The 21,094-nt window shown below is 48.9% G+C and carries 22 protein-coding genes and 1 tRNA gene; 19 read left to right on the top strand and 4 right to left on the bottom strand.

The window, feature by feature from the left end; all coding sequences use genetic code 11:
* The first annotated feature begins 250 nt into the window (after positions 1-250).
* Positions 251-1,837, top strand: coding sequence for an L-lactate permease (locus ACTHTG_RS07055; protein WP_070587511.1), 1,587 nt, complete (start codon positions 251-253; stop codon positions 1,835-1,837).
* 297 nt (positions 1,838-2,134) lie between these two features.
* Complete coding sequence (locus tag ACTHTG_RS07050) at positions 2,135-2,497, top strand: ACP-like domain-containing protein (protein ID WP_004520408.1); 363 nt, start codon at positions 2,135-2,137, stop codon at positions 2,495-2,497.
* Positions 2,498-2,637: 140 nt separating this feature from the next.
* Here ACTHTG_RS07050 and dnaN read toward each other — a convergent pair whose 3' ends face one another.
* Together dnaN and dnaA are read right to left on the bottom strand one after the other, a co-directional pair.
* The gene (dnaN, locus tag ACTHTG_RS07045; RefSeq protein WP_004520410.1) at positions 2,638-3,741 is read right to left on the bottom strand and encodes a DNA polymerase III subunit beta; all 1,104 of its coding nucleotides are present in this window, start codon (positions 3,739-3,741) and stop codon (positions 2,638-2,640) included.
* A 106-nt stretch (positions 3,742-3,847) separates the two neighbouring features.
* Positions 3,848-5,416: a chromosomal replication initiator protein DnaA gene (gene dnaA / locus ACTHTG_RS07040; protein WP_308538662.1), complete on the bottom strand. Its 1,569-nt coding sequence runs from the start codon at positions 5,414-5,416 to the stop codon at positions 3,848-3,850.
* Positions 5,417-5,735: 319 nt separating this feature from the next.
* Between dnaA and rpmH the strand changes: the two genes are divergently transcribed.
* From rpmH to yidC, 4 genes are all read left to right on the top strand, one after another.
* Entirely contained in the window at positions 5,736-5,870 is a 135-nt protein-coding gene (rpmH, locus tag ACTHTG_RS07035; RefSeq protein ID WP_002214728.1) for a 50S ribosomal protein L34, read from the top strand.
* 2 nt (positions 5,871-5,872) lie between these two features.
* A complete protein-coding gene (gene rnpA, locus ACTHTG_RS07030) occupies positions 5,873-6,214 on the top strand; it encodes a ribonuclease P protein component (protein ID WP_003748912.1) in 342 nt (113 codons plus the stop codon).
* Positions 6,211-6,432 (top strand): membrane protein insertion efficiency factor YidD, encoded by a 222-nt coding sequence (yidD, locus tag ACTHTG_RS07025; RefSeq protein ID WP_063069052.1) that lies wholly within the window; start codon positions 6,211-6,213, stop codon positions 6,430-6,432. Before rnpA ends, yidD begins: the two co-directional genes overlap by 4 nt.
* Before the next feature lie 118 nt (positions 6,433-6,550).
* The gene (gene yidC / locus ACTHTG_RS07020) at positions 6,551-8,197 is read left to right on the top strand and encodes a membrane protein insertase YidC (RefSeq protein ID WP_440360596.1); all 1,647 of its coding nucleotides are present in this window, start codon (positions 6,551-6,553) and stop codon (positions 8,195-8,197) included.
* A 94-nt stretch (positions 8,198-8,291) separates the two neighbouring features.
* Here yidC and ACTHTG_RS07015 read toward each other — a convergent pair whose 3' ends face one another.
* Both ACTHTG_RS07015 and ACTHTG_RS07010 read right to left on the bottom strand, forming a co-directional pair.
* The gene (locus tag ACTHTG_RS07015; RefSeq protein WP_004520414.1) at positions 8,292-9,002 is read right to left on the bottom strand and encodes an SAM-dependent methyltransferase; all 711 of its coding nucleotides are present in this window, start codon (positions 9,000-9,002) and stop codon (positions 8,292-8,294) included.
* A 54-nt stretch (positions 9,003-9,056) separates the two neighbouring features.
* Positions 9,057-9,647, bottom strand: a complete 591-nt coding sequence (locus ACTHTG_RS07010) for a Maf family protein (RefSeq protein WP_039862377.1) — start codon at positions 9,645-9,647, stop codon at positions 9,057-9,059.
* A 55-nt stretch (positions 9,648-9,702) separates the two neighbouring features.
* Here ACTHTG_RS07010 and ACTHTG_RS07005 point away from each other — a divergent pair, with 55 nt between their 5' ends.
* From ACTHTG_RS07005 to ACTHTG_RS06945, 13 genes are all read left to right on the top strand, one after another.
* Positions 9,703-10,206, top strand: coding sequence for a YceD family protein (locus tag ACTHTG_RS07005; protein WP_004520416.1), 504 nt, complete (start codon positions 9,703-9,705; stop codon positions 10,204-10,206).
* Positions 10,207-10,239: 33 nt separating this feature from the next.
* Positions 10,240-10,419 (top strand): 50S ribosomal protein L32, encoded by a 180-nt coding sequence (rpmF, locus tag ACTHTG_RS07000; RefSeq protein WP_002240035.1) that lies wholly within the window; start codon positions 10,240-10,242, stop codon positions 10,417-10,419.
* A 92-nt stretch (positions 10,420-10,511) separates the two neighbouring features.
* Complete coding sequence (locus tag ACTHTG_RS06995) at positions 10,512-11,036, top strand: phosphoribosyltransferase (RefSeq protein ID WP_004520417.1); 525 nt, start codon at positions 10,512-10,514, stop codon at positions 11,034-11,036.
* A 122-nt stretch (positions 11,037-11,158) separates the two neighbouring features.
* Positions 11,159-12,229, top strand: a complete 1,071-nt coding sequence (plsX, locus tag ACTHTG_RS06990) for a phosphate acyltransferase PlsX (RefSeq protein ID WP_070503753.1) — start codon at positions 11,159-11,161, stop codon at positions 12,227-12,229.
* Positions 12,230-12,381: 152 nt separating this feature from the next.
* Complete coding sequence (locus tag ACTHTG_RS06985; RefSeq protein ID WP_440360595.1) at positions 12,382-13,344, top strand: beta-ketoacyl-ACP synthase III; 963 nt, start codon at positions 12,382-12,384, stop codon at positions 13,342-13,344.
* 51 nt (positions 13,345-13,395) lie between these two features.
* A complete protein-coding gene (locus ACTHTG_RS06980) occupies positions 13,396-13,599 on the top strand; it encodes a DUF1294 domain-containing protein (RefSeq protein ID WP_224783389.1) in 204 nt (67 codons plus the stop codon).
* Between the two features lie 153 nt (positions 13,600-13,752).
* On the top strand, positions 13,753-14,679 hold the full coding sequence (gene fabD / locus ACTHTG_RS06975; RefSeq protein WP_004520422.1) for an ACP S-malonyltransferase: 927 nt from the start codon (positions 13,753-13,755) through the stop codon (positions 14,677-14,679).
* 73 nt (positions 14,680-14,752) lie between these two features.
* Positions 14,753-15,754: a hypothetical protein gene (locus ACTHTG_RS06970; RefSeq protein ID WP_004520424.1), complete on the top strand. Its 1,002-nt coding sequence runs from the start codon at positions 14,753-14,755 to the stop codon at positions 15,752-15,754.
* Between the two features lie 55 nt (positions 15,755-15,809).
* Positions 15,810-16,880 (top strand): hypothetical protein, encoded by a 1,071-nt coding sequence (locus ACTHTG_RS06965; RefSeq protein WP_004520425.1) that lies wholly within the window; start codon positions 15,810-15,812, stop codon positions 16,878-16,880.
* On the top strand, positions 16,873-17,910 hold the full coding sequence (locus ACTHTG_RS06960; RefSeq protein ID WP_004520426.1) for a glycosyltransferase family 8 protein: 1,038 nt from the start codon (positions 16,873-16,875) through the stop codon (positions 17,908-17,910). The genes ACTHTG_RS06965 and ACTHTG_RS06960 overlap by 8 nt, the downstream gene beginning before the upstream one ends.
* A gap of 44 nt (positions 17,911-17,954) precedes the next feature.
* Positions 17,955-18,701: a 3-oxoacyl-ACP reductase FabG gene (fabG, locus tag ACTHTG_RS06955; protein WP_004520427.1), complete on the top strand. Its 747-nt coding sequence runs from the start codon at positions 17,955-17,957 to the stop codon at positions 18,699-18,701.
* Between the two features lie 264 nt (positions 18,702-18,965).
* Complete coding sequence (locus ACTHTG_RS06950; RefSeq protein WP_070503762.1) at positions 18,966-20,948, top strand: monovalent cation:proton antiporter family protein; 1,983 nt, start codon at positions 18,966-18,968, stop codon at positions 20,946-20,948.
* 69 nt (positions 20,949-21,017) lie between these two features.
* Positions 21,018-21,093: transfer RNA gene (locus ACTHTG_RS06945), tRNA-Val, on the top strand.
* Position 21,094 lies beyond the last annotated feature (1 nt).

Here is a 21,094-nt window from a genome sequence, read left to right as displayed (position 1 = left end):
GGCAAAGCTCTCAGGCCGTCTGAAAACCCAATTTCAGACGGCCTTTTTTGTTACAAACCTCTTGACCGATTACATAAGATTACGTAAAGTGTGCAACAGTTTTCATAAATTGGTAAAACCAATTTACCTGATAACTGGTTGCATCTAAAAAAGTGGCAATCTTTATTCGAAAAACATCTATTACTCAACACATCGCATCAAACCGCCATTGATTGACGGTTATGGTGCCCGTTGCCCCGAGGATATTCCTATGGCTCTCTTTCTCAGTATTTTTCCCATCGTGCTGCTGATTTGGCTGATGGTTAAGAAAAACAGTATGCCGTCCTATGTCGCGCTACCGATTACCGCCGCGCTGATTTATGCCATCAAACTGTTTTATTTCGGCGACAATGCCATGTTGCTCAACGCAACGGCAGCGTCCGGCCTCGTCTCTACCCTGACCCCGATTACCGTGATTTTCGGTGCCATTATGTTCAACCGCATGATGGAAACCACCGGCTGTATCGACGTCATCCGCAAATGGCTGGCTACCATCAGCCCGAATCCGATTGCCCAGTTGATGATCATCGGCTGGTCTTTCGCCTTTATGATTGAAGGCGCATCCGGTTTCGGTACGCCTGCCGCCATTGCCGCGCCAATCCTGATGAGCTTGGGCTTCAACCCGTTAAAAGTAGCCATCTTCACTTTGGTCATGAACTCCGTACCCGTGTCCTTCGGTGCAGTAGGTACCCCGACTTGGTTCGGCTTCGCGCCTTTGGGCTTGGATCAAAAGAGCATTATGGAAATCGGTATGCAAACCGGCGTAATGCACTTCTTTGCTGGTTTTATCATCCCTGTGATCGGCTTGAGCTTCATCGTACCTTGGGCTGAAATCCGCAAAAACTTGGGCTTTATCGGTATCGCCGTATTCTCCTGTACCCTTCCTTACGTTGCATTGGCAATGGTCAATGAAGAATTCCCATCTCTGGTTGCCGGCGCAATCGGCCTGATGGTTTCCGTATTCGCAGCAAACCGCGGCTGGGGCTTGAGCAAAGATTACGCCAAAGACCCGAATGCAGAAAAAGTACCTTTCGCACAAGTTGCCAAAGCACTGGCTCCTTTGGGTATGCTGATCGGCATGCTGGTGGTCACCCGCATCAAACAGCTGGGCATCAAAGGCCTGCTGACCAGCAAAGAAGAATGGTTCAGCTTCCAACTGCCGTTTGATTTGTCCAAAATCACCGTCAGCGACTCCCTGACCATCACCTTCGGCAACATCTTCGGCCAAGGCGTCAACGCTTCCTACCAAACCCTCTACGTTCCGGCTTGGATTCCGTTTGTCTTCACCGTTTGGATTTGCATCCTGCTGTACAAAACCAAATTCAAAGACGCATGGTCTTTCTACGCTGCAACCTTCAACCAAACCAAAAAACCTCTGCTTGCCCTGATGGGTGCGCTGATTATGGTTCAACTGATGATGGTTGGCGGCGACGACTCCATGGTGAAAATCATCGGTAAAGAATTTGCCAATATGGCCGGCGAACACTGGGTGTACTTCTCCCCATACTTGGGTGCAATCGGTGCATTCTTCTCAGGCTCCAACACTGTATCCAACCTGACCTTTGGTCCGATTCAACAACAAATCGCGCTTGATACCGGCCTGTCCGTTACCCTCATCCTCGCCCTGCAATCCGTTGGCGGCGCAATGGGCAACATGGTCTGCATCAACAACATCATCGCCGTGTGCAGCGTGTTGAACGTAAACAACGCCGAAGGCGCCATCATCAAGAAAACTGTGATCCCGATGAGCATCTATGGCATCATCGCTGTGACTATCGCTTCAATTTTCTTCTTGTAAACAGCTTCATATCAAAGGCCGTCTGAATATTCAGACGGCCTTTTTTGTATTCTTTCGCTATATTTCTTAAAGAATCATTAATGTATATATTCCGCAACAACCCGCATCACCACTTTGCAACACCAAATTACGAACAACTTTCTATTAATAAACAATCGGGTAAGCATAAGTAAACACTGTTTTGCAATTTACCTAATTGCCACTACCGACAAAACGCCTAAAATACGCTTCATCTGCAAACGGAAACCCTTTCTCACTTTGCAAGATAACACACAACCCTCATATGGAGCTTAGATCATGAAATTACTTTCTGTTATCACTGCAGCCGCATTGGCTACTGTTTCCTTCTCTGCTGCCGCTGCGCCTGCCGGCTTCGTTTCTTACCGTTGTGACGGCGGCAAATCACTGAACGTGATGTACGGTTTCGACCGCAGCGGTCGCGCAGTTACTGCCGACGTAAACGCCGGTGGTAAAAAAGCCTCTTTGGTTGTCGACAAAAAACGTTCTGACAGCACTGGCACTACTTTCACCAACCGTAAAGGCTATGTAATGTCTGCCGGTTTCATCGACAAAAACACCCACACTACTTCTGAAGTAGTTGGCGTGAACGCCCCTAACGGCTCATTCCTGGTGAAAAACTGCGAACCACGTCCACGTTAATCCCAGTTTTCCTATTTAACCGAATCATCCCGGTTTAATCAAAAGGCCGTCTGAAAAACAATTTTCAGACGGCCTTTTGATTCAATCCTATAAAAAAGAGCGTGTACCATACACGCTCTTTTTGTTTGTTCACACACCAATTAAATACGCATCGGCATTACGATGTATTTGAAATTCGGATTGTTCGGCACGGTAAATAATGTTGAACGGTTGGCATCGCCAAAGGCAAGCTGCATATCATCGGAGTGGATGTTACGCAACACATCCATCAGGTAGCCGATGTTGAAACCGACTTCGAGTTCTCCGCCTTGATAAGCGATTTCCAACTCTTCGCGCGCTTCTTCCTGCTCGTTGTTGCTACATACGACACTCAGCAAACCAGGCTGCAGGAACAGCCGCGCACCGCGGAATTTTTCATTGGCAAGAATGGCGGCACGTTCAAGCGCACCCAAAAGCTGGGTACGCGATACGAGGAAAATCTTGTCATTATCCAAAGGAATCACGCGGTTAAAGTCAGGGAATTTGCCGTCGATGACTTTGCTGACAATGGTCGTGCCATTGCATTGGAAGCGTACTTGATTGTCCAAAAGCTCAACGGTGATGGACTCGGATGGATTGTTCAACAGCTTGAAGAGTTCCAATACCGTTTTACGCGGCAGGATCACTTCCGTTTTCGGCAGTTCTGCTTCAATTTGGCTGGCCGCATAAGCAAGGCGGTGGCCGTCGGTTGCAACAAGGCGCAGCTGGTTTCCTTCAACCTGCATCAGCAAGCCGTTGAGGTAATAGCGGATATCTTGAACTGCCATGCTGTATTGCACTTGCGAAAGCATGGTTTTGAAGGTTTCTTGAGTCAGCGAGAAAGTCGCGCTGACGTCGCTGCCGACGTTCATCAACGGAAAGTCTTCAGCCGGCAGGGTTTGCAGGGCAAAACGGGATTTGCCCGCGCGCAAAGTCAAACGGTTGTCCGCCCAATCCAGTGACACCAACGCACTGTCAGGCAGGGCGCGCAAAATGTCTTGGAATTTTTTAGCGTTGGTCGTAATGCGGAAATCGCCTGCCTGACTTTCAGGGCCGGCGGTATTGATTTGGATTTCCAAGTCGGTTGCCAAAAGTTTGGTTTGTCCGTCTTTGCTTTCCAGCAACACATTGGACAAAATCGGCAGAGTATGGCGACGTTCGACAATACCGGTAACGGCTTGCAACGGCTTGAGCAGACTGTCGCGATCGGCTTGTAAAATCAGCATGTTCCATTCCTTTGAATTTGAAATCGGTTGATTTGGGTATTTTAAAATATTTTTTGTATTCAGACGGCCTCACATTGACATCAGGCCGTCTGAATATTGCATTGGGTCAGTTCTGAATCAAAATCAGCAGTTTTTCGTAGTCTTGTGCCAATTCGGGATCTTCTTCACGCAGTTTCGCCACCGCTTTGACACCGTGCATCACGGTCGTGTGGTCGCGGCCGCCAAAGGCATCGCCGATAGAAGGCAGGCTGAGCGTGGTCAGCTCTTTGGTCAGGCTCATGGCAACTTGGCGCGGACGGGCAATGTTGCGCGTACGTTTTTTGCCTAATATATCGCTGATTTTAATACGGTAGTATTTGGCTATCGCATCGATGATGATGTCTGCGGTAATGACTTTGTGTTTTTCGGCAATAATATCCTGTAAAGCCGTACGCGCCAAATCCATGTCGATGACAGGACGATTCATAAAACGGCTGCTGGCGCTGACACGGTTGAACGCACCTTCCAGCTCACGCACATTGGAGCGGATCAGATTGGCGATAAACAGAGCGGCTTCGTCTTCGATACTGATACCGGCTGCTTCTGCCTTTTTCTGCAAAATCGCCACGCGCATTTCCAATTCGGGCGGTTCAAGTTCCAACGTCAAACCCCATGAGAAACGGGATTTGAGACGGTCGTCCATGCCCTCGATTTTGGCAGGCAATACGTCGCACGTCAGAATCAGCTGTTTTTTCTCGTTGTGGAAATGGTTGTACAGATAGAAGAATTCTTCCATCGTGCGGTCTTTGCCTTTGATGAACTGAATATCGTCGATAATCAGCAGGTCATATTGTTTGTATTGTTGCTTGAATACATCGTAAGTATTGTTGCGCACAGCCTTCATAAAGCTGCGGATATAGTCGTCCGAGTGCATATAGCGCACTTTGGCATCAGGACGGTTTTTCAACAATTCGTTGCCGATGGCCTGCACCAAGTGGGTTTTACCCAAACCAGTACTGCCGTATAAGAAAAACGGGTTGTAGCCCTGCCCCGGATTTTCAGCAATCGCTTGGGCGGCTGCGGCGGCAAGGCGGTTGCCCTTACCTTCCACCAAAGTTTCAAATGTATAGTCGCGCGACAGATTGGTCTGTTCGTAGCGCGCTTCTTCCGCATCGTGTTGTGCGTCGGTTTTGGCTTTGGCAACTGCTTTAGACTCAGCCGGAGCGGCAGTTTGCACTTGAGGCTCATGCGGCAGGTTTTTCATGCGTTGTGCCAAAATCTCGGCAGCCGTCATGGCAGTGGCAGGCTTGGAAACCGTTTCAGACGGCCTATCTTCTTCCATTGGCGCAGCAGTTTGCAAAGGCATTTGAACAGGCTCTACAAATTCTTCAACTTCAATGACTTCTTGCACTTGCACCGGCGCAACAGTCTGAGCCGCCATTTCATAATGCGCACCTACGCCCGGCTTAAACGCGAAAGCAGCCTGCTGAGGCACCAATTCGGCACGCACGGCGTCAATTTTGGCGGCAAACTGGCTTTTGAGCATATTGCAGGCAAATTGGTTTTTACCATACACCACCCATACGCCGTTTTCTTCGCCCACGGTCAAAGGCGCAATCCATTGCGCAAACTGCCCGGCAGGCAACATTTCGTGAAGGCGGCAAAGGCACAGCGGCCAAAATTCAGCTAACGTCATGAGATTAAGCTCGGAAAATGGAAGATTTGGGAAATACAAGAAGGCAGAGCAGACAGGCAATCCGATAAAAATCAAATTTTTACGATACTCCCGCTGCTTTCAGACGGCCTTGCGCACAGAGAAAAGCAAGGTTGGACGATTATACCCATTCCGCTCTTTTTTATCCACAACCGCCGCAAAATTTTATCCACAAATTCTATCAATGCATAAAACTCGTTGTCACACTTTAGCCAACGAAAAGTTTTTATATTGATTGACAAAAGCAACAAATTGGAGTGTAATTCACAGTTTAATTATCTACCAATTTTTAGGAAACATCATGAAACGCACTTATCAACCTTCCGTTACCAAACGCAAACGCACCCACGGCTTCTTGGTTCGCTCCAAAACCCGCGGTGGTCGCGCAGTATTGGCTGCCCGTCGCGCCAAAGGCCGCAAACGCCTGGCTGTATAATTTTGAATTACGGCTTCTCGAAGCAGTATCGCTTATTAAAAACGGATGATTTTTCATCCGTTTTTGCGTTGAAAAACCGACGCAGCCGCGATTTGCTGCAAGTCTCCCAGTCCGCAGACAACGCGCTCGGCCATCCGCGCCTTGGTTTGGTTGTCAGCAAAAAGACCGCCAAACGCGCCCATGACCGCAATTATATGAAGCGCGTCATCCGCGACTGGTTCAGGCTGAATCAACACCAGCTGCCGCCGCATGATTTTGTTGTGCGCGTACGTCAGGCGTTTAATCGGGAAACTGCTCCGGAAGCCCGAAACCAACTTGCCCAGCTGATGAAAAAACGCCGATGAACACCCTGCTTTCCAAGCTCATCCTCGCACTCATCCGCTTTTACCAATACTGCATCAGCCCCCTCATTCCGCCGCGCTGCCGCTACACCCCGACTTGTTCACAATACGCGGTCGAAGCCGTCAAAAAATACGGCGCATTCAAAGGCGGATGGCTGGCAATCAAACGCATCGCACGATGCCATCCTTTCGGCGGACACGGACATGACCCTGTTCCATAATGCTGCTGTCAACCATTTAAAGAACACGATTTCCTTTAATTTCCCGTCGGTTTCTATATAATGCCGTCTGAAGCAGTTTTCATCTCGATTACCTATCCGTCAATTCCAGGAATCTCTTATGGATTTTAAAAGACTAATGGCGTTTTTTGCCATTTCAGTGGCAATTTTTGCCGGCTGGGAACATTTTTTCCCTAGCCCCAAACCTAATCCGGCGCAACAAGCCGCGCAACAGCAAACGGCCGCCGCTCCGGCAAAAGCCGCTGCCGAAGCCGCGCTTGCCCCGGCTTCTCCCATTACCGTTACCACGGACACAGTCAAAGCCGTCATCGACGAAAAAAGCGGCGACCTGCGCCAGCTGACCCTCTTGCAATACAAAGCAACCGGTGACGAACACAAACCTTTCGTCCTGTTTAACGACGGCAAAGAATACACCTACGTTGCCCAATCCGAGCTTTTGGACGCACAAGGCAACAACGTTCTGAAAGGCATCAGCTTTACCGCTCCGCAAAAACAATACAGTTTAGAAGGCGACAAAGTTGAAGTCCGCCTGAGCGCACCTGAAACCAACGGCCTGAAAATCGACAAAGTTTATACTTTTACCAAAGGCAGCTACTTGGTTAACGTCCGTTTCGACATTACCAACAGCAACGGCCAACCCGTCAACCTGAGCGCAGACTACCGCATCGTCCGCGACCACAGCGAACCTGAAGGCCAAGGCTACTTCACCCGCTCTTACGTCGGCCCGGTGGTTTACACCCCTGAAGGCGGCTTCCAAAAAGTCAGCTTCTCTGATTTGGACGACGATGCCAAATCCGGCAAATCCGAAGCCGAATACATCCGCAAAACCCCGACCGGCTGGCTCGGCATGATTGAACACCACTTCATGTCCACTTGGATTTTGCAACCTAAAGACGGCCAAAGCGTATGCACCGCAGGCGACTGCCGTATCGACATCAACCGTCGCAACGACAACCTGTACAGCGCAAGCGTCAGCGTGCCTTTAGCCGCCATTCAAGCCGGCGCGAAAGCCGAAACCGCCATCAATCTGTATGCCGGTCCGCAAACCACTTCCGTTATCGCCAATATCGCCGACAAACTGCAACTGGCCAAAGACTATGGCAAAGTACACTGGTTCGCCTCCCCGCTCTTCTGGCTCTTGAACCAACTGCACAACATCATCGGCAACTGGGGCTGGGCAATCATCGCTTTGACCATCATCGTCAAAGCCGTGCTGTACCCATTGACCAACGCCTCTTACCGCTCTATGGCAAAAATGCGTGCCGCCGCGCCTAAATTGCAAGCCATCAAAGAGAAATACGGCGATGACCGCATGGCGCAGCAACAAGCCATGATGCAGCTTTACAAAGACGAGAAAATCAATCCGCTGGGCGGCTGTCTGCCTATGCTGTTGCAAATCCCCGTCTTCATCGGCCTGTACTGGGCATTGTTCGCCTCTGTAGAATTGCGCCAAGCGCCTTGGTTGGGTTGGATTACCGACTTGAGCCGTCCGGATCCTTTCTACATCCTGCCTTTGATTATGGCGGCAACCATGTTTGCACAAACTTATCTGAATCCGCCGTCAACCGACCCTATGCAGGCGAAAATGATGAAAGTCATGCCTTTGATTTTCTCCATCATGTTCTTCTTCTTCCCTGCCGGTTTGGTTCTGTACTGGGTAGTCAACAACCTCTTGACCATCGCCCAACAATGGCACATCAACCGCAGCATCGAAAAACAACGCGCCCAAGGCGAAGTCGTTTCTTGATAAAAGCTTAGTCAACACAAAGGCCGTCTGTTGTTCAGACGGCCTTTTTTATTTCCCCAAACAAATACAGTTTGAAATTGAACCCAATCCAGTTTTAAGCGGCATGAAGCACAAAAATCGTCGGGCGTTTTTTCAAATTCGGCATTTCTTTTCTTTTCCGCCACTGCGCAATCGTCTGACTGATGATTTCCTGTGTCGGCAAAGTTAAATCCGTGGCCACGCACAAGCGCGTTTCAGGATGCAGGTTTTCCACCGCATCAGCCAACAACGCATCGTTGCGATACGGCGTTTCGATAAACAACTGCGTTTCATTCTGCTGGCGCGAACGTTGCTCCAAAGCCTTCAAACGCTGAATCCGCTCATTTTTTTCAGACGGCAGATAACCCTTAAATGCAAAGTTCTGCCCATTCGCACCTGAAGCCATCAGCGCCAGCAACAAGCTGGACGGGCCGACCAAAGGCCGTACTTCAAAACCGTGTTTATGCGCCAATGCCACCAAATTCGCGCCCGGATCGGCAACAGCCGGGCAACCTGCCTCGCTGACAATGCCCATACTGCGCCCTTCTTGCAAAGGTTTCAGCAATTCCGGTAAAGTCTTCAAATCCGTGTGTTCATTCAGCGTTTGCAAATTCAGCTCGCGGATAGGCGTAGTCACGCCCAAATGTTTCAAATGCGCACGCGCTGTTTTTTCCGCTTCCACGACAAAATCCGTCAGCCCGACAATCGCCTGTTGCTCATGCGGCAACAGGCATGGCGTATCAGGCGCACCCAAAGGGGTGGGAATCAAATACAAAATCGGTTTCATTCTTGCAACTCCAAAAAATCTCAGGCCGTCTGAACACATTCAGACGGCCTCAAACTATAAAACTTCCACACCTTCGTTTTTCAAAAAATCAATCAGACGGAAAATCGGAAGGCCGATCAAAGCATTCGGGTCCGTACTTTCAATCTGCTCCAACAAAGCAGCACCCAAACCCTCGCTCTTTGCCGCACCGGCACAATAAACCGCATCCGGCTCGCGTTCCAAATATCGGCTGATTTGCGCCTGCGTCAACTGTCGCATGGCAACCACCGTATGATCGACATGATGCTGAACCTTGCCCGTAGCAGTATTCAAAAGCACGATTGCGCTGTAAAATTCAATCCGTTTTCCGCTTAAGTCCGCCAGCATCTGTTGTGCATTTGCGACGTTCATCGGCTTGCCCAATTGACGTCCTTCGCACCATGCGACTTGGTCTGCACCGATAATCAGCGCAACAGGGAAAGTTGCCGCCAATGAACGGGCTTTGCCTTCCGCCAAACGCAGCGCCGTCTCGCCTGCATGCTCGCCCGCAATAGGCGTTTCGTCAAAATCAGGCGATGCCGTCTGAAAATCGATACCCAAACGGCGAAGCTGTCCGCAGCGGAAAACCGAACTCGACCCTAAAACCAAAGGCAGTTTTACTTCCATATTTTTACTTAAAAACATTGACGTTAGACTGCCGAAATTATATCATACTCCGTTTATGTCATACCCTAATTTGATTGACCCAGAAGTTTTCGCCGCCGAAGGGCAGAATCTGCAAGGCAGCTTCCTGCTCGAAGAATTGGATGAACGAGTCAGTTCGCACGATTATCCGGCCGACAAACAGACACGCGTGTCGTTTACGCTGCAAGGCGGTCGCGACCGGTTGCAACGTCTGTTTCTCGATTTAAACGTCAAAGCCGACATGCCCCTGATTTGCCAGCGTTGCATTACGCCCATGCCGTTTCTGCTCGATGAAACCAGCCGTATCGTCCTGTTTGCCGATGAAGAGAGTTTGGACGAAGCCATGCTTGCCGATGAAGAATTGGAAGGCATGCTGCTCGAAAAAGAGCTTGACGTGCGGACTCTGGTTGAAGACCAAATCCTGATGTCGCTCCCTTTCTCCCCTCGACACGAAGACTGCGGCAACAATGGAACACTGGATGAAGTCAATCGGGACAAACCAAACCCCTTCGCTGTTTTAGCAGGTTTGAAAAGCAGTTAATTAGGACACAGTTTATTTATCTAGGAGCTTGAAATGGCCGTTCAACAAAACAAAAAATCCCCTTCTAAACGCGGTATGCACCGTTCACACGACGCTCTGACTGCGCCTTCTCTGTCTGTTGACAGCGCAACCGGCGAAGTACATCGTCCACACCACATTTCTCCAAACGGTATGTACCGTGGCCGTAAAGTGGTAAAAGCTAAAGGCGAATAATCCGTTCGTCTGACTGAAAAAGCCAGAATATTGCCATGCAATGACTGGCTTTTTTGCATTGCACCCTGTATTTTCCTCTTCGGAAGCACACCATGAAACGTAAAATCTGGTACACCTACGACGACATCCACCGCGTAATCAAAGGATTGGCGGAAAAAATCCAAAACTCCGGCACCAAATACGATGCCATGATTGCCATTGGCGGCGGCGGTTTTATCCCTGCCCGCATGTTGCGCTGCTTCTTAGAAATTCCGATTTACGCCGTAACCACAGCCTACTACGACAACGATAACGAAGGTCAAGTTACCGAGGAAGTGAAAAAAGTCCAATGGCTTGATCCCGTTCCAGATGTCCTGAAAGGCAAAAACGTACTGGTCGTCGACGAAGTGGACGATAGCCGCGTTACCATGGAATTTTGCCTGAACGAATTGCTGAAAGAAGATTTCGGCACCGTCGGCGTGGCAGTATTGCATGAAAAAATCAAAGCCAAAGTCGGCAAAATTCCTGAAGGTGTCCCTTATTTCAGCGGCATTACCGTTGAAGACTGGTGGATCAACTATCCTTGGGACGCGCTGGACATTGACGAACACAACAAATTGGCCGCGCAAAACCAATAAATCTGGCACGACCGTCGCAACAAGCCTTTTCATCTGATTTTCAATTCAATTTCCTGAAAATCAGATGAGAGTGCTTGTCCGATTGTTTGAGGCCGTCTGAAACACACAAACCGGAGAACAACATGATTACACTGGCCGTAGATGCCATGGGCGGAGATGCAGGCCTTGCGATGACCGTCCCCGGTGCAGTGGATTTCCTGAAACAGCAATCCGACGTACATCTGATTATGGTCGGAGATGAAGCAGCAGTCCGCCAAGCATTAAGCTCGGCAGGCGCGCCTATGGACCGCATTACCGTCTGCCATGCAGCGCAAGTCGTCGAAATGGATGAAGCGCCGCAATCCGCGCTGAAAAACAAAAAAGAATCATCCATGCGCATCGCCATCAACCAAGTCAAAGAAGGCAATGCACAAGCCGCCGTATCGGCAGGCAATACCGGCGCACTGATGGCGACCGCCCGATTCGTTCTCAAAACCATTCCCGGCATTGAGCGCCCTGCTATCGCCAAATTCCTGCCTTCCGACAGCGAACACGTTACTCTGGCTTTGGATTTGGGAGCTAACGTCGACTGTACGCCCGAACAACTGGTTCAATTTGCCATCATCGGCAGCGAGCTGGTATACGCATTGCACCCTGAAAAAGGCAGTCCGCGTGTCGCCCTTTTGAACGTCGGCACAGAAGACATCAAGGGTACGGATGCCGTCAAACAAACCTTTAAACTGTTGAGTAGCAGCAAACTCAACTTTATCGGCAATATCGAAAGCAACAGCGTTTTGTATGGCGAAGCTGATGTCATTGTCGCAGACGGTTTTGTTGGCAACGTTATGCTCAAAACCATCGAAGGCGCGGTTAAATTCATGAGCGGCGCCATCCGCCGTGAATTCCAAAGCACCCTGTTCAACAAACTTGCCGCCATTGCCGCCCTGCCCGCACTCAAAGGCTTGAAAGGCAAACTGGATCCGCGCAAATTTAACGGCGCCATCCTGCTTGGTTTACGCGGTATCGTGATTAAGAGCCACGGTGGAACCGACGAAGTCGGCTTCCGTTATGCTTTGGAAGAAGCCTACCATGAAGCCAAATCCGCCGGACTCGCACAAATCGAACAAGGCGTAGCCACCCAGCTGGCTGCTTTGGAAGCCGCCAAAGCAGCAGCCGAACTGGAAGAAACCGCTACTCCAACAACGGAAGCTTAAGGCTGATATATACAGGCCGTCTGAAACTCCAAAATGTTCAGACGGCCTGTTTTTATCTTTAATCACCGACTTCATTCTTAATATTGGGAATTTTCCCATTTTCGCTTACAATACCCGACTATCTGAATCAACTCTCTAAAAAGGCCGTTCTCATGCAATATGCCAAAATTTCCGGTACAGGCAGCTACCTTCCTGCCAACCGCGTCAGCAATGACGACCTTGCCAAAAAAGTGGACACTTCCGACGAGTGGATTACCACGCGTACAGGTATCAAATTTCGCCATATTGCAGACGACAGCGAAAAAACCAGCGACTTGGCCGCCGAGTCAGCATGCCGTGCCTTGGCAGATGCCGATTTGCAGGCTGACGATATCGATCTGATTATCGTCGCCACAGCCACTCCCGATATGCAGTTCCCTTCTACGGCAACCATCGTGCAGCAAAAATTGGACATTGCCAACGGCTGCCCTGCCTTCGACGTACAAGCCGTGTGCGCCGGTTTTATGTATGCCATGACCACTGCCAATGCCTATATCAAAAGCGGCATGGCAAAAAATGCTTTGGTGATCGGCGCGGAAACCTTCAGCCGCATCGTCGATTGGAACGACCGCACCACCTGTGTCCTCTTTGGTGACGGTGCGGGCGCGGTTGTCTTAAGCGCATCTGACGAACCGGGCATCATCCACGGCAAACTCAAAGCCGACGGCAACTACCTCAACCTTTTGAACGTCCCCGGACAAATCGCCAACGGCCAGATTTGCGGTTCGCCCTACATCAGCATGGACGGCCCCGGCGTATTCAAGTTTGCCGTCAAAATGCTGTCAAAAATCGCCGATGACGTTATCGAAGAAGCCGGTTACACCACCGATCAAATCGATTGGCTTGTACCGCACCAAGCCAATAAGCGCATTATCGACTCTACCGCCAAACACTTAGGCTTGAGCATGGATAAAGTGATCTTAACCGTCCAAGACCACGGCAACACTTCCGCAGCCTCCATTCCACTGGCACTGGATGTCGGTATTAAAAACGGCCAAATCAAACGCGGACAAAACCTCTTGCTCGAAGGCATCGGCGGCGGTTTTGCCTGGGGTGCGGTCTTAGTAAAATACTAACGGTTGGGCCGTCTGAACATCCCTTTCAGACAGCCTATTCTGCTAAAACCCATGAAATCCCTAACGTTTGCACTCTGCATCAGCAGCCTGTTTTTAAGCATAACGGCTATAATATTGCCCAAACTGGCAATCGCCTATCTCGCACTGAGTGCATACGTTTTCCTGCTTTACTACCTAGACAAACAGCGCGCACGCAACCACGGCAGACGCATACCCGAAGCAAAATTGCACCTGCTCAATCTGCTTGGCGGCTGACCGGGCGGTTATTGCAGCAGCCTCGCATTCCGGCATAAAACCAGCAAACTCAGTTTTGTCCGCACCTTCCGGCTGACCGCTGCAACCAATACTGTCGCCACCCTCCTTCTGCTGGCAGACACCCTCAAACATTCAAACCAATAAGGAATTACCATGTCTTTCGCATTCTTCTTCCCCGGACAAGGCTCACAAAGCCTAGGCATGATGAACGGCTTTGCCGAGCAAGCCATCGTTAAAGTCACATTTGACGAAGCTTCCGCCGTATTGGGTCAAGACCTGTGGGCAATGATTAACGGCGAAGATGCCGAATTAATCGGACAAACCGTCAACACCCAGCCCATCATGCTGGCTGCCGGCATTGCCACCTACCGCGCCTACTTGGAAGCCGGCGGTAAAATCCCTACCGTCGTTGCAGGCCACAGCCTCGGCGAATACACCGCCCTCGTCGCTGCCGGCGCATTAGATTTTGCAGACGCGGTCAAACTGGTTCGCCTGCGCGCCGAACTCATGCAATCTGCCGTACCTCAAGGCGTAGGCGCAATGGCCGCTATTTTGGGTTTGGAAGACGAACAAGTAAAAGCCATTTGTGCCGAAGCTGCACAAGGCGAAGTCGTTGAAGCCGTCAACTTCAACTCTCCAGGCCAAGTTGTGATTGCCGGCAACACTGCCGCAGTCGAACGCGCCATGGCCGCCGCCAAAGAAGCCGGAGCCAAACGCGCCCTGCCGCTGCCTGTTTCCGTACCCTCACATTGCAGCCTCATGCAGCCTGCAGCGGAAAAACTTGCCGAAGCACTGAAAGACATCACCATCAAACAACCGCAAATCCGCGTCATCCATAACGCCGATGTCGCTTCTTATGATGATGCCGACAAAATCAAAGATGCCTTGGTACGCCAACTGTACAGCCCGGTGCGCTGGACAGAAACCGTCAACGCACTTGTCTCCGAAGGCATCACCGAATCCGCCGAATGCGGCCCCGGCAAAGTCCTCGCAGGCCTCGCCAAACGCATCAACAAAGAAGCCGCGTGCAGCGCATTGACCAATGCCGACCAAGTAGCTGCATTTATCGAAGCCCACTAAAACGTTTTCAGACGGCCTTATCCTGTCAGGCAAGGCCGTCTGAAAAATTAGCCCACTTCAATCCGAATACATTATGAAAAAAACCATTATTCTTGCCGTTCCCTACATGTACGGACTGGATCAATGTATCGAAAAAAATCTGCGTTTTCTTGGCTTTGATGTCATTAATCTGTGCTATGACGACCGAGATTCCTATTATCCGAACTTGGGCAGCAGACTCAAAAACCTCTACCACAAACACATCGCCAAAGACGGCAACTATAAAAAATACCTCAAATACAGCCGACACCTTGACGACATTCAGCAAAAACTGGCCTCACTAAACGGCAAAAAAGCCGATTATGCGCTCTGTATCCGCGCCAATATTTACCCAAAAGAAATCATCGCCACCATCCGCGAACACAGCAATGTTTGCGTGAATTATCAATGGGATGGCGTAGGTCGATTTCCAGATATTATTGAATATTTGGATTATTTTGACCAATGCTGGGTTTTCGACCCCGACGATATTCAAAAATATCCGCAATGCCATTTCAAAGCCACCACCAATTTTTACTTTGACTTTCCCGTGGCGGAATATGCACCCACCAACAAACTCTACTTTTTAGGCGGCTACGAACTCAGGCGCGAAGAGCAAACCAAACGTTTTATCCAAGAAACCGAACGCCTCAACCTACCCTTGGATTTTCATATCTACTGCAAAGACGACAGGGCTGAAAAAGCCTTCGGACACAACGGCATCCGCTATCTTGACCGCAGCAGCATCCTCAGCTTTGAAGAAAACCTCAGCCAAGTGCAAAGTTGCGGCGCAGTCGTCGATTTTGCACAATTCGAACATTACGGCTTATCATTCCGTATCTTTGATGCGTTACGTTTCGATAAAAAACTAATTACCACCAACAAACATATCTTGGAGACCGACCTATACCACCCAGACCGCGTGTTCGTATGGGACGGCGGTAATTTAGACGCATTGCCTGAATTTTTGGCACGCCCGTATCAGCAACCTGCCCCTGAAATCAAAGCCTATTATTCGTTTACACAATGGCTAAACCGCCTACTCGGCATTGATTAACCCTATTGCCTATGGCAAATATCCTTGCCTGACAAAATATTACATTGAATACATTATGAGTAAGAAAAAAGTCATTCTCGCCATGCCGGAACTCTTCAAAATCCATGAACTCATTATTGAGAACTTAGAAAAATGTGGATTTGAAGTGCTGTCTCTGACCTATGAAGAAAAAGAGTTCAAATACAAAAATGTATTTCAACGGCTGAAAAAGATCTGGTATCGAAATATTCTTGGACAAAAAGACTTCAAAAAACGGACCATGTTCCGCGCCGTAGAAGAACGCCTCAATACCCTGTTAAGCGAACATCCCGAACAAGCGGATTATTGCTTCATGATTTGGCTGGGCGCCTACCCGAAAGACTTCATCGCCAAGCTCAGAGCGCATTCAAAATTAATGGTGTATTACAACTGGGAAGCCCTGACCTTCTTAAAAGAAGACTTCGACAACATCGAATTTTTCGACAAATTTTACTTTTTCGATCCGTTTGACCAAGGCAAACACCCCGAATACGCCGAAAAACTCTTTCCAACCACCAGCTTCTACTTTGACAGCTTCAGGCCGTCTGAAAACCCGCAAAACAAAATCTTGTTTATCGGTTCGTACGCTGCCGACCGCAACAGCGACATCCGTGCATTTTGCGAAGCTGCACGTTCAATCGGTTTAGAAATAGATTTCCGCTTGGCCAGTAAGAAAATCGAAGAAGAAAAAGCGGCTTTGGGCATTCCCGAAGTCGAGTTCTTCTCATTTGAAAACGCCCTCTCCTATCGTCAAAACTTAGAAGAAGCGGCCAAATCCTCCGTATTGGTAGATTTCCTCAACCGCAAGCACTACGGTCTCTCTCTGCGGATTTTCGAAGCTATTGGTTTGGACAAAAAACTGATTACGACCAATCCGACCATCATACATTACGATTTTTATCACCCGAACAATATGTTCTACTGGGACGGAAGCAACCTTGAAGAACTCAAAGCCTTCCTGACCTTGCCGTATGTACCGCTTGCCCCAGGCTTGAAGCACAAATACAGCTTCAGCAACTGGATCAGCTGCGCATTTGATATTGAACCGAATATCCCTATCGGATTACCTGAAATCGATAGAGAAGTTGTGGAGAATTTAAATGTTTGATAGAGAAAAATTAGTATTAGAAACTGTTCATATCCGCAAACGAGAATTCATTAAACAGCCGAAACATATTGTTTATGCAGCCGATCAAAACTATATCAAACACATCGGCACTGCGTTACTTTCTGTGCTGCAAAACAATACCAGTCCAATACATTTTCATTTGTTAGTTAGTGGTTCAGAAGGTTATGATTTTAATATTTTCGATCAAATTGAAACATCAAATCAAAACTACGCGATAAGCGTTTACCATTTAAATACAGAATACTTTTCTACCCTGCAGACTACCCATTATTTTACTATCGCTATGTATTACCGTATGAGTATCCCTTGCTTATTAAAAGGTATTACTCATACTGCGCTTTATTTAGATACTGATGTACTGTGCTTGGGCAACATTGATGATTTATTTGAAATCGACATTTCAAATTCTTTGATTGCTGCCGTACCTGATGCAATCTTATACAGAGCATATATAAAACAACTCAATCAATTTGGTTTTACAGATACTGAGCCTTATTTCAACTCTGGGGTCATTCTATTCAATATTGACAAATGGAATGATATGGCAATAGATAAAATTTTGTCTGAAAAAATGCAAGCCGTAGAAAAACAGAATTTTAAACTCTCCTGTCCAGACCAAGATATTTTGAATTTAGCCTGTATAGGTCATGTACACTGGCTTTCAGAAAACTTTAACTGGATACATTGGCATCAAAAATACAGTGAATTAATCGACAATCCCAACAATATCCGCTTAGTCCATTTTGTTGGTCATATCAAACCGTGGCATCAATTAGGCTTCCACCCTGCATATGATCAATATTTTAAGAATTCCCCATGGAATAACGGATATCTAGAACAACCTCTATCAACTTGGTTGCCCTTTCCAAATCCTAAAAGGAAATTTAGACAAGCAGCCAAACGGCTTTGGAAACAAGGACAAAAAAAGCAAGCATGGGCATACTACAGAGAATATTTATTACGAAGAATCAACAAACGACGGTATCAAGCACCCTCCCCAGGTAAATAAGGCCGTCTGAAACCATTTTTCCAATCTCAATTAAGGAATAAAACATGAGTACACAAGATTTAAGCGGCAAAATCGCTTTGGTAACCGGCGCATCGCGCGGTATTGGTGCGGCGATTGCCGATACTTTGGCTGCGGCCGGTGCAAAAGTTATCGGCACAGCCACCAGTGAGAGCGGTGCGGCTGCAATCGGCGAACGCTTGGCACAATGGGGCGGCGAAGGCCGTGCATTGAATTCTGCCGAGCCTGAAACCATCGAAAACCTGATTGCCGACATCGAAAAAGAATTCGGCAAACTGGATATTCTGGTCAACAACGCCGGCATTACCCGCGACAATCTCCTGATGCGCATGAAAGAGGAAGAATGGGACGACATCATGCAGGTTAACCTCAAATCTGTGTTCCGCGCCTCCAAAGCCGTATTGCGCGGCATGATGAAACAGCGTACTGGCCGCATCATCAACATCACATCTGTTGTCGGCGTGATGGGCAATGCCGGCCAAACCAACTATGCGGCTGCAAAAGCAGGCTTAATCGGCTTCTCCAAATCTATGGCGCGTGAAGTCGGCAGCCGTGGCATTACCGTCAACTGTGTCGCCCCCGGCTTTATCGACACCGATATGACCCGCGCCCTGCCGGAAGAAACCCGCAAAACCTTTGAAGCGCAAACTTCTTTGGGCAAATTCGGTGAAGCGCAAGATATTGCCGATGCAGTCTTGTTCTTGGCTTCTGATCAGGCAAAATACATTACCGGTCAGACACTTCATGTCAACGGCGGCATGTTGATGCCTTAAACCGTTTATTTAAAGGCCGTCTGAATATTTCAGACGGCCCTTTTTGTCAATCAAAACACTACTTTACATTCTATCTTGATATAATCTTAATAATCCGTTAGATAACGCTCGAAACAGTAAGTCCAAATAAGCATGATACGGGAAATCAAATTGCAGAAATGAAGTTCATTCTGTGCGTTTTTATTTGGGTTTGCTGTCGGTTTTCGACGTGTTTCAGACGGCCTATATAACAATAGCTACTTTTAACGAAAGGCCGCCCACTCTATGCACGAATTCTCCCTCGGTCCCATTGTCATTGTCCTGTTGGTTTCCGTCATTACGGTTATCTGCTGTCGCAAGTTCAACATTCCTTCCATGCTCGGTTATCTTTTGGTCGGTTTTATTGCCGGTCCGGGTATGTTCAAACTGATTCCGCAAAGCCATGCTACCGACTATTTGGGCGAAATCGGCATTGTGTTCTTGATGTTCAGCATCGGTCTCGAATTCTCCCTGCCCAAACTCAAAGCCATGCGCCGCCTCGTATTCGGCTTGGGCGGTTTGCAAGTCATCATTACCATGCTCTCGATTATGGGCATTTTGATGGCAATGGGCACGCCGTTTAACTGGGCGTTTGCCACTGCGGGTGCACTGACCATGTCGTCCACCGCTATCGTCAGCCGCATTCTGTCGGAGAAAACCGAGCTGGGTCAGCCGCATGGTCAAATGGCCATGGGTGTTTTGCTGATGCAAGATATTGCCGTTGTACCGCTGATGATTCTGATTCCGGCACTTGCCGGCGGTAGCGAAGGCAACTTATGGGTAGAGCTGGGCTTGGCCGGTTTGAAAATGTTACTGACCTTGGGCATTTTGTTCGTTATCGGCAGCCGTGTGATGTCGCGCTGGTTCAGACTGGTTGCCAAACGCAAATCGTCCGAACTCTTCATGATCAACGTTTTGCTGGTTACTTTGGGCGTGGCCTATCTGACAGAGCTTGAAGGCCTGTCTATGGCATTGGGCGCATTCGTTGCCGGTATGCTGCTTTCCGAAACCGAATACCGCATTCAGGTGGAAGACGACATCCGTCCATTCCGCGATATCCTGCTGGGCTTCTTCTTCATTACCGTCGGTATGAAGCTGGATGTTCAGGCGCTGATCGGCAACTGGCAGCAAATCCTGATTTTGTTGGCAATCCTGTTGGTCTTGAAAGCACTGGTCGTCTTCATCATCGCTTTGCGCATGAAAAACCCTACGAGCGACAGCCTCAAGAGTGCGCTTTATTTAGCACAAGGCGGCGAGTTCGGCTTTGTGATGCTGGCTATTTCCAGCAAAATCAATATGGTTTCGCCCGAGTTGGAACAAGCGGCCACTGCAGCCGTCTTGCTCTCCATGATTGCCGCACCATTCATTTTGGGCAGCAGCGATGCCATCGTCAGCCGCTTCGTCAAATCCGACTGGGACATGAAAGCCTTGGACTTGCACTCCATGCTGGTGGAAACCATGAGCAAATCCGAACACGTCCTGATTATCGGTTTCGGACGCGGCGGTCAATCGGTTGCCCGTGTATTGGCGCAAGAAGGTATCCCCTACTTTGCACTTGACTTGGATATTGCCCGCGTACAAGTGGCACGCAACGCAGGCGAACCGGTTTCCTTTGGCGATGCCAAACGCCGTGAAGTCTTGGAAGCCGCCGGCTTGGGGCGCGCCAAAATGGTGGTCATCACGCTGAACAATATGCACGAGACCCAACATGTTCTCGGCAACATCATGTCCATGCATCCGAGCATGCCGGTTTATGTTCGCGCCACCAATGACGATTACGTTAAAACCTTTACCGAAATGGGTGCTGAAGAAACCGTCTCCGATACCAAAGAAACCAGCCTGGTGCTGGCAAGCTATGCCATGTTGGGCCACGGCCTTTCCTACAACCATGTTTATCAAACCATAACCCACATCCGTCACAGCCGCTATGCATCTTTGCAAGACTTGTTTGTCGGCAGTGATGATGACAGCTTCTCCGACGAAGACAGCAAGGCCGTCTGCCGCCATGCCTTCCCATTGCAAGGCGAGGCACATGCCATCGGTAAAACCATCCGTGAATTGCCCTTGACCGCCCATCATCTGAAACTATTGTTTATCCGCCGCAATACCGGAAAAATCCAAGACCTTGACCCTGATTTCGTTCTGGAAACCGGCGACATTTTGGTTGTCGCAGGCAAACAGGAAGAAATTATTTCCTTTGAAAACTGGTGCTTGCAGGGAGACATCTAATTATCGGCAAATAAATCTTGCGCGCATCAGGATTTTTTGGTTTAATAACGTCTTCGCAATTTTGCGCATGGGTGATTAGCTCAGTTGGTAGAGCGTCTGCCTTACAAGCAGAATGTCGGCGGTTCGACTCCGTCATCACCCACCAA

It is taken from the genome of Neisseria sp. P0017.S009 (genome assembly GCF_051957375.1).
In the GTDB taxonomy this organism is placed as follows: domain Bacteria; phylum Pseudomonadota; class Gammaproteobacteria; order Burkholderiales; family Neisseriaceae; genus Neisseria; species Neisseria perflava.
The sequence above is the reverse complement of the archived record's forward strand: the minus strand, read 5'-3'. Positions and strand labels throughout refer to the sequence as shown.

What these genes read in the sequence shown, in the direction of transcription:
- ACTHTG_RS06985 (WP_440360595.1), top strand. Translation starts at nt 12,382, where the DNA reads ATGCAATATGCCAAAATTTCCGGTACAGGCAGCTACCTTCCTGCCAAC.
- ACTHTG_RS06960 (WP_004520426.1), top strand. Translation starts at nt 16,873, where the DNA reads ATGTTTGATAGAGAAAAATTAGTATTAGAAACTGTTCATATCCGCAAA.
- ACTHTG_RS07055 (WP_070587511.1), top strand. Translation starts at nt 251, where the DNA reads ATGGCTCTCTTTCTCAGTATTTTTCCCATCGTGCTGCTGATTTGGCTG.
- plsX (WP_070503753.1), top strand. Translation starts at nt 11,159, where the DNA reads ATGATTACACTGGCCGTAGATGCCATGGGCGGAGATGCAGGCCTTGCG.
- ACTHTG_RS06970 (WP_004520424.1), top strand. Translation starts at nt 14,753, where the DNA reads ATGAAAAAAACCATTATTCTTGCCGTTCCCTACATGTACGGACTGGAT.
- fabD (WP_004520422.1), top strand. Translation starts at nt 13,753, where the DNA reads ATGTCTTTCGCATTCTTCTTCCCCGGACAAGGCTCACAAAGCCTAGGC.
- ACTHTG_RS06950 (WP_070503762.1), top strand. Translation starts at nt 18,966, where the DNA reads ATGCACGAATTCTCCCTCGGTCCCATTGTCATTGTCCTGTTGGTTTCC.
- yidC (WP_440360596.1), top strand. Translation starts at nt 6,551, where the DNA reads ATGGATTTTAAAAGACTAATGGCGTTTTTTGCCATTTCAGTGGCAATT.
- ACTHTG_RS07050 (WP_004520408.1), top strand. Translation starts at nt 2,135, where the DNA reads ATGAAATTACTTTCTGTTATCACTGCAGCCGCATTGGCTACTGTTTCC.
- fabG (WP_004520427.1), top strand. Translation starts at nt 17,955, where the DNA reads ATGAGTACACAAGATTTAAGCGGCAAAATCGCTTTGGTAACCGGCGCA.
- ACTHTG_RS06965 (WP_004520425.1), top strand. Translation starts at nt 15,810, where the DNA reads ATGAGTAAGAAAAAAGTCATTCTCGCCATGCCGGAACTCTTCAAAATC.
- dnaA (WP_308538662.1), bottom strand. Translation starts at nt 5,416, where the DNA reads ATGACGTTAGCTGAATTTTGGCCGCTGTGCCTTTGCCGCCTTCACGAA.
- ACTHTG_RS07005 (WP_004520416.1), top strand. Translation starts at nt 9,703, where the DNA reads ATGTCATACCCTAATTTGATTGACCCAGAAGTTTTCGCCGCCGAAGGG.
- ACTHTG_RS06995 (WP_004520417.1), top strand. Translation starts at nt 10,512, where the DNA reads ATGAAACGTAAAATCTGGTACACCTACGACGACATCCACCGCGTAATC.
- yidD (WP_063069052.1), top strand. Translation starts at nt 6,211, where the DNA reads ATGAACACCCTGCTTTCCAAGCTCATCCTCGCACTCATCCGCTTTTAC.
- ACTHTG_RS07015 (WP_004520414.1), bottom strand. Translation starts at nt 9,002, where the DNA reads ATGAAACCGATTTTGTATTTGATTCCCACCCCTTTGGGTGCGCCTGAT.
- rpmF (WP_002240035.1), top strand. Translation starts at nt 10,240, where the DNA reads ATGGCCGTTCAACAAAACAAAAAATCCCCTTCTAAACGCGGTATGCAC.
- dnaN (WP_004520410.1), bottom strand. Translation starts at nt 3,741, where the DNA reads ATGCTGATTTTACAAGCCGATCGCGACAGTCTGCTCAAGCCGTTGCAA.
- ACTHTG_RS07010 (WP_039862377.1), bottom strand. Translation starts at nt 9,647, where the DNA reads ATGGAAGTAAAACTGCCTTTGGTTTTAGGGTCGAGTTCGGTTTTCCGC.
- rpmH (WP_002214728.1), top strand. Translation starts at nt 5,736, where the DNA reads ATGAAACGCACTTATCAACCTTCCGTTACCAAACGCAAACGCACCCAC.
- ACTHTG_RS06980 (WP_224783389.1), top strand. Translation starts at nt 13,396, where the DNA reads ATGAAATCCCTAACGTTTGCACTCTGCATCAGCAGCCTGTTTTTAAGC.